This window comes from Myxococcus guangdongensis (assembly GCF_024198255.1).
Classification (GTDB): Bacteria; Myxococcota; Myxococcia; order Myxococcales; family Myxococcaceae; genus Myxococcus; species Myxococcus guangdongensis.
In genome coordinates this window covers 803,645-817,395 of the sequence record NZ_JAJVKW010000004.1, presented here as the reverse complement: position 1 = coordinate 817,395, position 13,751 = coordinate 803,645, and the positions used below count along the sequence as shown (strand labels likewise).

Genomic DNA, 13,751 nt, shown 5'->3' with positions numbered 1-13,751 from the left:
CACGCCGTTTGTAGTGAGGGGCATGAGATCAACGCTCCGAAGAACCGTCGCCGTGCTGGCGATGACCTGCACGACCCTGGCTGTATCGTCCGCGTTCGCTCAAGCCGCGCCGCCCGGCGTGAAGGGCCCGGTGCCCACCGGCCTCCCCAATCGCCTGTCCATCGGCCTCTTCGAGGAAGCAGGCCAGAACTGGATGCGCGACAGCGGCGTCCCCTGGGACGTGCGCTACCGCTACCTGACCAAGGGCTGGGTGGACAACTGGGGCTGGGGTCAGCGCGATGGCGCGTGGGCCAAGACGTTCCTCACCGAGTCCAACACGCAGGGCTTCATCCCCGCGCCCGTCTTCTACCAACTCTTCGCCGAGCCCGGCGGCGGCGAGGCCGAGTCGCTCGCGAAGGTGCAGAACATCGACACCATGCGGGGGTACTTCGGTGACTTCAAGATCCTCCTCCAGCGCGCGAAGGAGTACGGCAGGCCGGTGCTGATTCCCATCGAGCCGGACGCGGTGGGCCTGCTCCAGTTCTACACGAGCTCCAATCCCAACACGTACGCCGCCGTCGCGGCGACAGGCATGCCGGAGCTCGCGGGCCTGCCCGACACCGTCGCGGGATGGGGGCTCGCCTTCCTGCAGCTGCGCAAGGCCGTGGGCGCGAACAACGTCATCCTGGGCCTCCACATCTCCTCGTGGGCCAGCGGCAAGGACATCTCCTGCTGCTCCATCAGCGACCCGCTCCAGCCGGAGGTGGACAAGGTGGTCAACTTCCTCAAGCCGCTGGGCCTGGGCGCCAACAGCACCGGCGCGACGTATGACGTGCTCGTCGGAGATCCGCTGGACCGGGACGCGGACTTCTACAAGCTCACCCGGGGCCAGGACGTGTGGTGGGACACGAACGACAACGCCGTCATCGCCTCGCGCTCGTTCAATCGCTACCACCAGTGGCTCACGCTGATGAACCAGACCTCCGGCAAGCGCTGGGTGCTCTGGCAGATTCCGCTCGGCAACTCGCAGCACCGCAACATCAACAACGATGGCTCCCCTCGCGCGGGCTACCGCGACAACCGGACCGAGTATTTCTTCGGACCGACCGGAGACGCGCACCGACGCAAGTTCGCCAACGCGGGCGTCATCGCGCTGCTCTTCGGCGCGGGCGCGGGCGGACAGAGCTCGTACACCAATGACCTGGGGGCGAACGGACAGCCCTATCTCAAGAGCAACGCCTCGCCCTTCCTGACCGCCGGCGGACTGACGCTCCCGGCCACCGGCTCCACCCTGCCCGTCCCGGGCACCGGCACCGACGGCGGTACCGGCGGCACGGACGCGGGGGTGCCGGATGCGGGGGGACCTCGCGACGCGGGCTCGGGTGGCATCGACGCGGGGACTCCCGACGCGGGCTCGGGCGGCGGCACGGGACGTGGGTATGGCTTCGAGTCCGGCACCGAGGGGTGGTCGGCCACGGGTGCGCCATTGAAGGCCGCCACGTCCACCACCACCCGCCCCCAGGCGGGCACGCGCTCGCTCGCGATTCCGTTCAGTGGCACCGCGGGCACGGGCGTCGTGTCCGTCCTGACCGCCACCGTGCCTCGAGCGGGCGTGGTGACGATGCGCCTGTGGATTCCCGCCGGGAGCAAGCTCACCGCCGTGCAGCCGTTCGCGCTGGAGGGCGCCACGAGCAACTGGCGCTACACGGGCAAGTGGACCAACGCGAGCAGCCTCCAGGCGGGGGCGTGGAACACGCTGACGGTTCCCCTGCCCTCGGACAGCACCACGCCGCTGTATCAGCTGGGCGTCGAGCTCATCACCAACGCCGGCTGGACGGGCACCGTCCACCTGGACAGCGTGGCCTGGTAGGCCTCACCCACGACGGCTCCGGCGCTCCACTCGAGGGCCGGGGCCGTGTCGTTTCGTCCGGGCTCAGTCGTCCAGGCCGAGCTCGCGGTTGTCGCGGGCCGTGCCCCGGGCGGTCTCGTAGATGGTCGCCAGCGTGGGATTGGAGACGGCCTCCCCGAAGAGCACGTGGAACGGAATCGCATCCTTCGGGTCATCCGGATGCTCCTTCAGCGACTCCGTGACCCAGTCCTGGATCTGGTCGAGCGTGAGGTCCCGCAGGCTGCCCAGCACGGGAATCTTCACGTCCGGGAGCAGGTCCTTGACCTTGAAGAGCAAACCCACCAGTCCCTCGGTGGCCTCGTTTCGCTTGTCCAGCTCCTCGACGGCGAGCATGAAGCCGCCCTCGATGGCGCCGACGAGGCTGCCCATGCGCCGGGCCAGCCGCTGAGCCTCCTGCGTGGGTGGATTGGTGTCCGCCTCGGCCTCCAGCGCCTTCTGCATCTCGCCCAGCTTCTGCCCGACGAACCGCTGTAGCGCCTCCTGTCCCTCGAAGGTCGGCTCCGTGAAGAGCGTCCTCGTGAAGAACTCGGCGAGCTTTCCGGCGCTCCGACTGCTGATGGCCCCGGAGGCGTCCGACACGGCCGAGAGGATCGCATCCGCGTTGCGCGTGAAGAACCGGGCCGCCGCGGCGCGGGAGTCCTCGTTCTCGCCCAGGTGCTGGATGCTGTCCATGAACACCTGGATGGACTGGGGCGTGGGCGGCTGGATGGCATTGGCCGCGTCCAGGAGCTTCCCAACCGCCTCATACGCGCCAGCGCCCAGCGACGCGCTGGGGTCTTCGAGGTTCTGGAGCACCAACGGGATGACGTCCGGGTTGCGCTCGAGGAACTTCTGCAGTTCGTCCGGCGGCAGGCTCGCGAGCGCCGTGGCGATGGCCACCGCCCTGGCGGGGTCCTCCATGCCGTCGGCCTTCATGATCTCCAGCTCGCGCTCCACATAGGCGTTGATGAGGTCCGGGTTGCCCGTCCCCGCGACAATCTTCGCCAGCATCGAGTGGGACTCGCCGCTCCAGGTGCCATTCCCGTAGGAGCCGACCGCCGCCTGCAGCTCCTCGAGCGTGACGGCGCCCCGGCGATAGGCCGCGTCCAGCGCCTCCGAGAACATCTTCTGGTCCTCGGGACTCAGGTCATCCGTGTTCTCGAGGATGTTGCCCACCGTGGGGCCGTACTCGAAGAGCATGTCCATGAACGCCGCCTGCTCCGCGGGGTCCGGATGCGCCCGCAGCCACTCCGCGATGGACTCCGGGTTCTCGCTGCCCGTCGCCTCCTCGATGGCCCGCCGCGCCTCCGCCTCCTCCGCGGGCGTCAGCACCGGACGCGCCTCCGCCTGCTTCGCGAGCGCCACCGGATTGCCGAGGCTCGCCAGCGAACGCTCGCTCAGCCGCGCTCCTTGAAAGGCATCCACGACGCCTCCCTGACGCGCCCGCTCCGCGACACTGTTCTCGACAGGAGAACGCCCCGTGTTGGACGCGGACTCCAGCTTCTGGGGGCTCCCGACGTGCGGGCGTGGCTTGCCATCGATGCGGGCGGTCATGGGCAGACCTCTCGAGCGCTTGAGGGAAATGACTGACAACCCAGTTGTCGGCCTGGCACCCGGGTTTGTTGCCTCGGCCCGCAGGTCTCGCGCGCCTCACCCCGCATGACGCGGCCCGCCGCGAGCCCCGCCATGACCTCGGCCGTCCGCCTGGAAATCAAATACAAACATTCAACACACCCACCACCCGCAGCGAGACCCGCCGCGCCCGAAACAATCGCAACCATTATCGTGCAAACAAATACATCCGTTCCTACCCTGGGGCTCATGACAACCCACCCATTGAAGCGATTGAGTGGCTATGACGTGCTCCTGTCCGCGCTGCGGGCCTGGGGCGTCAAGATCTACACCGGCGTCACGGGCGGCGGGCTCGTGCATTTCCTCCAGAACCTGGAGGCCCATCCAGGGAGACTGGAGGCTCGTGACACCGAGGCGCCGCCCTCGTTCTTCACGTTGGGCGAGTACGCCGCGGGCTTCGTGCCCCTGGGGAGCTACTTCGCCACCGGCGAGGTGGGCTGCTGCCTCGCGACCACGGGCGCGGCGACCAAGCTGCTGACGTGCGCCCTGAGCGACGCCAAGATGCATGACCTCCCGGCGGTCTTCCTGGTGCCCATCGCCTCCACGAAGAGTCAGGGGTTGTGCCCGGTCCAGGACACCTCTCCGATGGGCATCAACGTCGTTGCCCAGCTCGAGGCGGAGTTGCCCGGGGGCGTGTTCATGCTCGACCAGCCCACCGACATCATCTCCCAGCTCCGGCGGGCCCAGCACAGGCTCCAGCAATCCAAGCCCATCGTGCTCGTCATCGAGCCGACCTTCCTCAAGCTCTCCACCGGCGAGGAGACGTGCGACTTCTCCCCGCCGCATCCTCCCGAGTCGAAGCCCGAGCAGCTCCGCTCCTTCGTCAGGACGTTCCACGCCGCGGCGGAGGGGCGGCGCGTCGTCATCCTCGCCGGAGAGGAGCTGGCGCGCTTTCCCCAGGCGCCCAAGCTCACCACCCGCCTGTGCGAACAACTCGGCGCCCCGATCGTGTGGAGCCTCAACGGCGTCAACGGCGTCGAACGACAGAACCCGTGGGGCCATGGCTACATCTCCTTCGGGGGGAACGACGCGGCGATGGAGGTATGGAAGAGCCTGGGCGAGGACGATGTCCTGCTCGTGCTCGGGGCGTGCCCGGACGAGTTCACCGTCAACCTGCAGCCCTACGCCGCGGGGAAGACCTTCGTCCTCACATCCATCGAGGAGGCCTTCGGCCAGATCGACGGCAGCTTCGCCCACCGCGCACGGCACGAGTTCCATCAATGGGTGACGCCCCTGGACAGCGCCCTGCGGGCGCTCATCGAACACCTGGAGCACCACCCGCCGCGCACCCGACGCTCCGAACCCGCGCCCGCGAGTCTCAACCACACGCCGCGAAGCCCGCCCCGTCCCGGCTTCGTGGACATGCGCCAGTTCTACACCCGACTGGACGAGCTCTGGGCCCCGGGGACGCTCGGCTTCTACGATGCGTGTATTGCCTACAAGGACCGGCCCTACGTCACCCAGCGCCCCCATCCGAACGCGCGCTTCTTCGCGCCCTACCGGAGCTCGGCCATGGGCAACGTGCTGGGCGTGTGTGTCGGCGCGAAGTTCTCCAGTCCCGACAGCCACATCGTCGGCCTCACCGGTGACGGCTGCTTCCGGCTCTTCGCCGGTTGCATGTCCGAGGCAAGCCAACTGGACCTGCTCGTCTTCGTGCTCGACAACTCCAGCTTCGGGCTCGTCGAGCAAGGACTGCCCATCGTCATTCCGGGCCTCCCGGCCACGCGCAGACACACCCAGCTGACACCGATGGACTTCGGCGACATCGCTCGCGGCTGTGGCTGGGTGGGGTTCGACCTGAAACCAGACCTCACCAACCTGGACGCCATCCTGGACCTCCACCGTGCCCGCGCGGGCCAGTCCATCCTGGTGACCCTCCCTGTCGACACCGAGCAGATCATCGGCCTCAACCCCCGCGCCGGCAACCTCTGACTCCGCACGCATCCCTGGGGGAACAACGATGAAAACCATTCACGAAGTGATGCCGCTCCTGAAGTGGATCGACGCGTCCTACCAGCAGTATTTCAAGAAGCCCCTGGGCATCGGCTCATTGCCTCCCCACCTCGAGCACGCCTCCGACCCGACCCGCCTGGCGTGGGTCCACACCGAGGCGCCCTTCATGGTGTTGGCGCAGGACACCCAGGCTGAGCCGCTCTTCTTCTACTCCAACGCCGCCGCGTCCCAGCAGTTCGGCTACTCCGCCGAGGAGCTCCTCCAGATGCCCGCTCGGCTCAGCGCGCCACCCGACGGACAGGAGCACCGCGCGGCCCTGCTTCGAGTGGTCGAGGAGCGCGGGTCCATGACGGGTTACTCCGGTATCCGCGTCGCCAAAGGAGGAAAGCTGTTCCGCATTCGCGACTCGGAGCTGTGGCTCATCCACGACGCCCAGAAGAACCGCCGCGGCATGGGCGCGCTCGTCTGGACCGAGAGCGCTCCCGGGAGAATCCCATGAAGCGATTGAGTGGCTATGACGTGCTCTTGTCCGCGCTGCGGGCCTGGGGCGTCAAGCTCTGCACCGGCGTCACGGGGGGCGGGCTCCTCCACTTCCTCCAGAACCTGGAACCCCATCCGGGACAACGGGAGGCGCCGAGCGCCGAGGAGTCACCCCGGTTCTTCACGCTGGGCGAGTACGCCGCGGGCTTCGTGCCCCTGGGGAGCTATCTCGCCACGGGCGAGCTGGGCTGCTGCCTCGCGACCACGGGCGCGGCGACCAAGCTGGTGGCGTGCGCCCTGAGCGACGCCAAGGTCCATGACCTCCCGGCGGTCTTCGTGGTGCCGCTCTCCTCCGCGAAGACGCAGGGACTCAGCCCGCTCCAGGACACCTCCGTGCTCGGCAGCAACATCGTTCCCCAGCTCCAGGCGGAGCTCCCTGGGGGCGTGTTCGTGCTCGACCAGCCCACCCACGTCCTCTCCCAGCTCCGACAGGCCCAGCACCGCCTGGAGCAGTCCAAGCCCATCGTGCTCGTCATCGAGCCAACCCTCCTCAAGCTCTCCACCGGCGAGGAGACCTGTGCCTTCTCCCCGCTGCGTCCTCCCGAGCCGAAGCCCGAGCAGCTCCGCACTTTCGTCAAGACGTTCCATGCCGCGGCGAAGGGGCGGCGCATCGTCATCCTCGCCGGTGAGGAGCTGGCGCGCGTGCCCCTGGCGCCGAAGCTCACCACCCGCCTGTGCGAGCAGCTGGGCGCCTCCCTCGTCTGGAGCATCAACGGCGCCAACGGCGTCGAACGACAGAACCCGTGGGGCCATGGCTACATCTCCTTCGGCGGGAACGACGCGGCGATGGAGGTCTGGCGGAGCCTGGGCGAGGACGATGTCCTGCTCGTGCTCGGGGCGTGCCCGGACGAGTACACCGTCAACCTCCAGCCCTATCCCGCGGGGAAGACCTTCGTCCTCACGTCCATCGAGGAGGGCTACGGGCAGGTCGACGGCAGCTTCGCCCACCGCGCACGGCACGAATTCCATCAATGGGTGACGCCCCTGGACAGCGCCCTGCATGCGCTCGTCGAACACCTGGAGCAACACCCGACGCGCACCCGACGCGCCATCCACGCGCCCGCGAATCTCAACCACACGCCGCGAAGTCCACCTCGCCCCGGGTTCGTCGACATGCGCCAGCTCTTCAGCCGGCTGGACAACCTCTGGGCGCCGGGGACGCTCGGGTTCGACGATGTCTGTCTTTCCTACAAGGACCGGCAATACGTCACCCAGCGCCCCCACCCGAACGCGCGCTTCTTCTCACTCTACCGGAGCTCGGCCATGGGCAACGTGCTGGGCCTGTGTGTCGGCGCGAGGCTCTCCAGTCCCGACAGCCACATCGTCGGCTTCACCGGCGACGGCTGCTTCCGGCTCTTCTCGGGCTGTCTGTCCGAGGCCCGCAACCTGGACCTGCTCCTGTTCGTGCTCGACAACGCCAGCTACGGGCTCGTCGAACAGGCCCTGCCCACCATCCTTCCGGGCCTCCCAGCCTCACGCGGACACTCCCAGCTCACACCGCTGGAGTTCGGCGACGTCGCTCGCGCGTGTGGCTGGGTGGCGTTCGACCTGAATCCGGAGCTCACCAACCTGGACGCCATCCTGAGCCTCCACCGCGCACGCACGGGCCAGTCCATCCTGGTCACCATCCCCGCCGACAGCGAACAGGTCCTCGGACTCAACCCTCGCGCCGGAAACCTCTGACGTCCCCAGAGGAGCCCCGATGAAAGCCCTCCATGAAGTGATGCCGCTCCTGAAGTGGCTCGATAGCTCCTACCAGCGATACTTCGGCAAACCCCTGGGCGTCGGCTTCTGCCCTCCCCACCTCGAGCACGCCTCCGACTCGACCCGCCTGGCGTGGGCCCACACCGAGGCCCCCTTCATGTTGCTGGCGCAGGACGTCCAGCCAGAGCCGGTCTACTTCTACTCCAACGCCGCCGCGTCCCGGCAGTTCGGTTACTCCGCCGAGGAGCTCCTCCGGACGCCCGCTCGGCTCAGCGCGCCACCCGACGGAAGGGAAGATCGCGCGGCCGTGCTTCGAGTCGTCGAAGAGCGCGGCTACGTGACGGGTTACTCCGGCATCCGCGTGACCCAAGGCGGGAAGCTGTTCCGGATTCACGACTCGGAGCTGTGGCGGGTCCATGACGCGCAAGGAACCCGCCTGGGCCTGGGCGCGCTCGTCTGGCCCGCGCCGCTCTAAGGGGAACCCACAGGGAGAGCAACCTTTACAGGTCTTCAGTGTTTTGTGTCCTCGGGGATTTCCGTCCCCTTTTTCGCGAACCCACTGAAGGAGCACTCCCGGATGATGCGACGCCTCACGCTGTCCCTCGTCGTGTGCACACTCGCCTGTGTGCCCGACGAAGGGCCCCCCGGTCCCGACACACCGCTGCCCGAGACACCCGACCACCAGCGCCAGCGCGCCGAGCCACTCGACACCCCGAGCGAGCCCAACGCGCTGCGCTTCCTGGAGCAGGCGACGTTCGGACCGCGCCTGGCCCACGGCGTCACGCCTCCGCCCGCCGACACCGTGGAGCACGTGATGGCCGTGGGCATCCGCCAGGCCATCACCGAGCAGTTCGCCGCGCCGCGCTCGACGTTCGATGGCCTGGCCACCCCGGACCTGGGCTCGCAGTTCTTCCACCACGCCATCCATGGACAGGACCAGCTCCGGCAGCGCGTGGCCTTCGCGCTGGCCCAGGTCATGGTCGTCTCGCAGAACGGCATCCCCAACATCATTTCCACGCCGGAGTCCGAGCCGCGCGTGGCGATGGCCAGCTACCTCAACCTCCTCAACCAGCGCGCGTTCGGTGACTTCCGCCAGCTGATGGAGGACGTGACGCTGCACCCCGCCATGGGGACGTACCTGGACCTGGCGAACAACAAGGCCTTCAAGCCGAACGGCCAGCCCATCTCACCGAACGAGAACTACGCGCGCGAGCTGCTCCAGCTCTTCACGCTCGGCCTGCACAGGCTCCAGGAGAACGGCGAGCCGGTGCTCGTGTCCGGGGAGAAGGTGCCCGTCTACACGGAGGCGCAGGTCCAGGCCTTCGCCCACACCCTCTCCGGTTGGACCTACGCGGCGCCCGCGTGCCCCGCCATCGGCCGCTCCAATCCCGCCACGTACGCCGCGCCGATGATGCCTTGCGACGTCAACCACGACAGCACGTCCCGGGAGCTGCTCCGGGGCGTCTGGACCACGCCCGGCGCCAGCGCTCGACGACACCTGAAGGAGGCGCTGGACAACATCTTCCAGGACCCCAACCTGCCGCCCTTCATCTGCAAGCAGCTCATCCAACACCTCGTCAGCAGCAACCCCAGCCCCGAATACGTCCAGGCCGTCGTCGATGTCTTCAAGGACAACGGCAGCGGCGAGCGCGGAGACCTGCGCGCCGTCATCCGCCGCATCCTCCAGCACGACGAGGCCCGTGGCGCCCAGCCTCCCGCCTCGCAGCTCGCCCGCTTCGGCCACCTGCGTCCGCCCGCCCTCTACGTCACCGCGCTGGTGCGTGGCCTGAATGGCACGCTCGACACGCAGGGAGGAACCCAGGACCCGGGCAGCCTCTTGAGCGACTGGAGCCAGACCCTGGGCCAGCACGTACCCCGGCCTCCCTCCGTCTTCAGCTACTACCCTCCCAACGCTCCGGCGCCCGGAGGTGGAGGGCTGCTCGGCCCCGAGTTCGCCATCCTCGACACCGCCACCGCCACCGCGCGGGCCAACGTCACGCACGACCTGCTCTTCAGGGCCAGCACCGCCACCAAGGGCGTCCTCGTGGACCTGGCCATCCTGCCCCCCGTGTCCGCGGACCTGGTCCAGTGGCTCCATCGCAACTGGCTGCACGGCGCCATGTCGCCGGACCTCCAGCAGGTCATCCTCAACGCCATCTCCCACCCGGACGCCGGAGACCTCACGCGCAGGAAGAAGCTCGCCGTGTACCTCACGTCCCTCTCCCCCGAGTTCCAGATCCAGAGGTGATACATGGGCTTCTCACGACGACAATTCCTCCGGAACACCTCACTGGGCCTGGGCGCGCTGAGCGTCTCCTCCACCTTCCCCCGCTGGCTCGGGGACGCCGCCGCCGCGACCCTGTCCGGTTACGCCGGCTACCGCGCCACGGTGTGTGTCTTCCTGCTGGGCGGCAACGACGCCAACAACGTGCTCGTGCCTCGCGCCAACCTGGCGCATGGGCAATACCTCGACGCGCGCTCCACGCTCGGCATCCCGCTCGCGGACCTGCGTGTCATCAACCCCGTCGGGATGGCCGCGGGGGCCTATGGGCTGCATCCCTCGCTCGCGAAGCTGCAGGCCCTGTTCGAGGCGGAGAAGGCCGCCTTCGTGTGCAACGTGGGTCCGCTCACCCTGCCCATGCGCAAGCAGGACTACGAGCAGGGCACCGTGGCCCGTCCCGACAACCTCTTCTCACACAGCGACCAGCAGGATGCCTGGGCCAGCGACATCGCCAATCCCTCCACCGTGGACCTGCCTCCGCTGCTCGAGGACAAGGTCACCGGCTGGGGCGGGCGCACCGCCGACCGGCTCCATGGACTCAACCCCGGCGACTACCCGGAGGTGACGTCCTTCGGAGGCAAGGCCCTCTTCACCGCCGGCGCCGAGCGACAGCCGCTCATGGTGTCCCCCTCCGGTGAGCTGGGCCTCACGCCGCACCCGGACGCGGACTTCGATGCGCTGCGCACCCAGGCGCTCGAGGACGTCGTCGCCATCCACAACGGCGTCACGCTCGAGGCGAGCTACGGCGGCGTCTTCACCACCGCGCAGACGTTCTCCGCCGCGCGCGCCGCCGCGCGGCAGACGGCCTGGGGCGCCCTTCGTTCGCAGACCCAGGGCGACATCGCGGGCCTCTTCACGCCGCCCGCGGGCACCTCTGGCTGGACGCTGCCCCTGCAGCTGTTCCAGGTGGTGCAGGACCTGGTCGCCGGCGCCATGCCCGCCACCCGCGGGGGCCTGGGCGTGCGCCGACAGATGTTCTCCGTGGGGCTCGGCGGCTTCGACACCCACGCGGGACAGGACACGACGCACGCGGCCCTGCTCGCCCAGCTCGACTTCGCGCTGGACGCCTTCCAGCAGGCGATGACGCTGCTCAAGAGCGAGGGCGTCTTCGGCGCATCGCCACCCCAGGCCACCCTGTTCACCATGAGCGACTTCGGCCGGACGCTCGCGGAGAACGGCGAGCGGGGCACGGACCATGGATGGGGAAGCCACGCCATCGTCGTGGGTGATCGCGTCCAGGGCCGCCGTCTGCATGGCGTCTATCCCAACCTGGACCTGCTGTCGGGCGGAGTGAACAACCCAGACTCGGTGGACGGCAGGGGGCGATGGTTGCCTTCACTCTGCGTCGGTCAATATGGATTCACGTTTGCGTCATGGTTGGGGCTCGGAGGAGTTGCTGACAGGGACCATGCCTTCCCCAACCTGTCGGCCTATGTCGCCGCCGCGACCACGGGTGGCTTCCCCGCGGCCGCTCGCGCCTACCGGATTCCCTTCCTGATTCCGGACCCCTGAGCCTCTGAGGGGCGCGGGGGAGGACCTGCTCCGTCCACCCGCGCCCCTCGCCCCGACACGTCACCTCCGGATGGGTCAATCACGACAACTCACGCCCGGTAGGATGTGGCTTTGTTTTGTGACCTACCCGATAAAACCTTGAATCCGGAATGTTCATTCACGTACTCTGCGCGTGCGTTCATGTTTCGCATGAGCGCACTCAAATCACTCGAGGGGGACATTCCATGGCAGCAGACGCAGCGGCGAACGTATCCGACGCCCTGGCCACGGTGGACAACATCGCCATCCAGGTCGAGCAGGCGCTGTACAAGCTGTATCTGGCGGTGAGCGGTTCGGGTTTCAAGGCCATCACCGACAAGATCGCGGTCATCTGGACGCCGGTGCGCAACGTGCTGAGCTCGGTGCTCAAGCAGGTGGAAGGGCTCATCAAGCCCCTGATGGACCCCAATGTGGTGGACTCCATCAAGAACGTGCTGGAGGCCGGGCGCGACCTGGTGAACTCCACGTTGGATCTGCTGCCGGACTCGGCGCGGAACCTGGCGCTGACGGGACAGCGCTTCCTGAACATCATCGTCGACTTCGTGGGAGCGGGCGTCGAGCACATCGTCGCCATCGTCGACCTGCTGCTCAACGTGGGCAAGGCGCTCATCAACGAGGTGTCGACGCTGCTGCCGGCGACGATCGCGGCGCTGCGCAAGACGGGCGTGCAGATTCCCGCCACCAATCCCTGATTCCAGGCGTCTTCCTCTCAAACCAACCAGTCATTGAATAGGACCGTGCCCCGGTCGGGGTGGGCGTGTGCCCAGGCACACGGTCCGGGGAACCTGCACCCTGAGCAGGGTTCAACACCCCCTCGCTCACGAGGGTCGGGGAGCGTATGGCCACAGGTCTCATCATTCCCGGTGTCCAGGTCACGGTCGTCAAGGAAGTGTTGCCCCAACAGCTTGCACCGTCTGGGGTTCTCGGTATCACCGGCTTCCTGGAGTCAGCCCAGGGCAAGGTGATACGCGCCAGCAGCTGGTCGCGGTTCCTGGAGGTGGCCGGACGCGCGAGCGCCTACAGCCTCCCGGAGGCGAGACAGGCATTGGATAACGGTGTCTCGGAGCTGGTGATTTCACCGCTCGCCGCGGCGGCCGGGACCAGCGCGACCATCACCGCCCCGCCCGACGCCAGCAAGTATCCCTCGGGCTCCACGGGGGAGAAGCATGGCGCGACGTTCCAGGCGCGTGTCCCTGGCCCGTGGGCCAATGGCATCACCGTCAAGGTGAGCTACCGGGACAACATCGACAAGACGGTGTCGTTCGACCTGGAGGTCATCCACCCCGCGAGCGGCGCGGCGGAGGTGCTGCGCAACGTGAACTCGGCGGGGCTGGTGTCGACGCTGGACACCTCGTCGTTCATCCGCGTGGACACCACGAAGGGCGTGGGCTGGCCCACGGCGGGCACGTACACGCTGGCGGGCGGCAAGGACGCCACGCCGGACGAGTACGCCACGGCGCTGGGCAAGCTGAAGGACCACGCGGACGTGGACCTGGTGCTGGCCGCGGTGCAGGACTTCACGGACCTGGCCAAGGTGTCGCGCATCTATGGCGACGTCATCAGCCACTGCAACGCGCTGAGCGGCGAGAGCAAGGGGCGCCTGGGCTTCGGCCAGGTCCCTCCCACGGGCACGATGGAGAGCACCGAGCAGCTCGCCTCCAACCTGGTCAGCGACAGGTTCGTGCTGGCGGCGCCGCACGGCGTGGTGGGCGCGGTGGCGGGCATGGTGGGCGGACTCACGCCGCATCAGTCCCCCACCTTCAAGCGCGTGTCCGGGCTGAACGAGCTGTCCTTGAGCGTGGAGGACCAGAAGCGGCTGCTCAAGGCCTTCGTGGTGCCGGTCATCACCGAGCGCGGCCGGGGCACCATCGTCGTGCGGGGTCTGACGACGGATGGAGATCAGATCAACGTGCGGCGCGTGGCGGACCGGGCGGTGCGCACGCTGAAGATGGTGGGCGACCTGTTCATCGGGTTGCTCAACAACGCGGACGGGCGCAGCGCGCTGAAGCAGAAGCTGGTGGAGGCGCTGGTGCAGATGGAGAAGGACGGCGCCATCGTCCCCTCCACCGACGGCAAGGACCCCGCCTTCAAGGTGGAGGTCTATTCGTCACAGCAGGACTTCGCGCTCGGAATCGTGAGGGTCAACATGGCCGTCAGGCCCGTGCGCGCCATCGACTACATCTACGCGACCATCACGGTCCAGGTCTGATGAGGGAACGCATC

General features: G+C 68.1%; 10 protein-coding genes. 9 read left to right on the top strand and 1 reads right to left on the bottom strand.

From position 1 onward, the window contains the following. The first annotated feature begins 22 nt into the window (after positions 1 to 22). Positions 23 to 1,849 carry a hypothetical protein gene (locus LXT21_RS16400; protein WP_254039066.1) on the top strand — a complete coding sequence of 609 codons (1,827 nt, stop codon included), beginning with the start codon at positions 23 to 25 and terminating at the stop codon, positions 1,847 to 1,849. 63 nt (positions 1,850 to 1,912) lie between these two features. Here LXT21_RS16400 and LXT21_RS16395 read toward each other — a convergent pair whose 3' ends face one another. Beyond that, positions 1,913 to 3,421, bottom strand: coding sequence for a hypothetical protein (locus LXT21_RS16395; protein WP_254039065.1), 1,509 nt, complete (start codon positions 3,419 to 3,421; stop codon positions 1,913 to 1,915). Positions 3,422 to 3,703: 282 nt separating this feature from the next. On the opposite strand from LXT21_RS16395, the gene LXT21_RS16390 reads away from it, so the two are divergent. The 8 genes from LXT21_RS16390 to LXT21_RS16355 all read left to right on the top strand — a co-directional run bounded on the left by LXT21_RS16390 (position 3,704) and on the right by LXT21_RS16355 (position 13,737). Beyond that, positions 3,704 to 5,431, top strand: a complete 1,728-nt coding sequence (locus LXT21_RS16390; RefSeq protein WP_254039064.1) for a thiamine pyrophosphate-dependent enzyme — start codon at positions 3,704 to 3,706, stop codon at positions 5,429 to 5,431. Positions 5,432 to 5,459: 28 nt separating this feature from the next. Further along, positions 5,460 to 5,951, top strand: coding sequence for an MEKHLA domain-containing protein (locus LXT21_RS16385; protein WP_254039063.1), 492 nt, complete (start codon positions 5,460 to 5,462; stop codon positions 5,949 to 5,951). Beyond that, the gene (locus LXT21_RS16380) at positions 5,948 to 7,675 is read left to right on the top strand and encodes a thiamine pyrophosphate-dependent enzyme (RefSeq protein ID WP_254039062.1); all 1,728 of its coding nucleotides are present in this window, start codon (positions 5,948 to 5,950) and stop codon (positions 7,673 to 7,675) included. Before LXT21_RS16385 ends, LXT21_RS16380 begins: the two co-directional genes overlap by 4 nt. 19 nt (positions 7,676 to 7,694) lie before the next feature. After that, on the top strand, positions 7,695 to 8,171 hold the full coding sequence (locus LXT21_RS16375) for an MEKHLA domain-containing protein (protein ID WP_254039061.1): 477 nt from the start codon (positions 7,695 to 7,697) through the stop codon (positions 8,169 to 8,171). Positions 8,172 to 8,273: 102 nt separating this feature from the next. Next, positions 8,274 to 9,944: a DUF1800 domain-containing protein gene (locus LXT21_RS16370; RefSeq protein WP_254039060.1), complete on the top strand. Its 1,671-nt coding sequence runs from the start codon at positions 8,274 to 8,276 to the stop codon at positions 9,942 to 9,944. 3 nt (positions 9,945 to 9,947) lie between these two features. Next, entirely contained in the window at positions 9,948 to 11,489 is a 1,542-nt protein-coding gene (locus LXT21_RS16365; RefSeq protein ID WP_254039059.1) for a DUF1501 domain-containing protein, read from the top strand. Between the two features lie 224 nt (positions 11,490 to 11,713). Next, positions 11,714 to 12,220 carry a hypothetical protein gene (locus tag LXT21_RS16360; protein WP_254039058.1) on the top strand — a complete coding sequence of 169 codons (507 nt, stop codon included), beginning with the start codon at positions 11,714 to 11,716 and terminating at the stop codon, positions 12,218 to 12,220. Positions 12,221 to 12,366: 146 nt separating this feature from the next. Continuing rightward, positions 12,367 to 13,737: a phage tail sheath C-terminal domain-containing protein gene (locus tag LXT21_RS16355; RefSeq protein WP_254039057.1), complete on the top strand. Its 1,371-nt coding sequence runs from the start codon at positions 12,367 to 12,369 to the stop codon at positions 13,735 to 13,737. Positions 13,738 to 13,751 lie beyond the last annotated feature (14 nt).

Bases quoted from the DNA above. Each gene is read 5' to 3' on its own strand.
- LXT21_RS16400 (WP_254039066.1), top strand. From the start codon at position 23: ATGAGATCAACGCTCCGAAGAACCGTCGCCGTGCTGGCGATGACCTGC.
- LXT21_RS16370 (WP_254039060.1), top strand. From the start codon at position 8,274: ATGATGCGACGCCTCACGCTGTCCCTCGTCGTGTGCACACTCGCCTGT.
- LXT21_RS16380 (WP_254039062.1), top strand. From the start codon at position 5,948: ATGAAGCGATTGAGTGGCTATGACGTGCTCTTGTCCGCGCTGCGGGCC.
- LXT21_RS16365 (WP_254039059.1), top strand. From the start codon at position 9,948: ATGGGCTTCTCACGACGACAATTCCTCCGGAACACCTCACTGGGCCTG.
- LXT21_RS16355 (WP_254039057.1), top strand. From the start codon at position 12,367: ATGGCCACAGGTCTCATCATTCCCGGTGTCCAGGTCACGGTCGTCAAG.
- LXT21_RS16360 (WP_254039058.1), top strand. From the start codon at position 11,714: ATGGCAGCAGACGCAGCGGCGAACGTATCCGACGCCCTGGCCACGGTG.
- LXT21_RS16375 (WP_254039061.1), top strand. From the start codon at position 7,695: ATGAAAGCCCTCCATGAAGTGATGCCGCTCCTGAAGTGGCTCGATAGC.
- LXT21_RS16395 (WP_254039065.1), bottom strand. From the start codon at position 3,421: ATGACCGCCCGCATCGATGGCAAGCCACGCCCGCACGTCGGGAGCCCC.
- LXT21_RS16385 (WP_254039063.1), top strand. From the start codon at position 5,460: ATGAAAACCATTCACGAAGTGATGCCGCTCCTGAAGTGGATCGACGCG.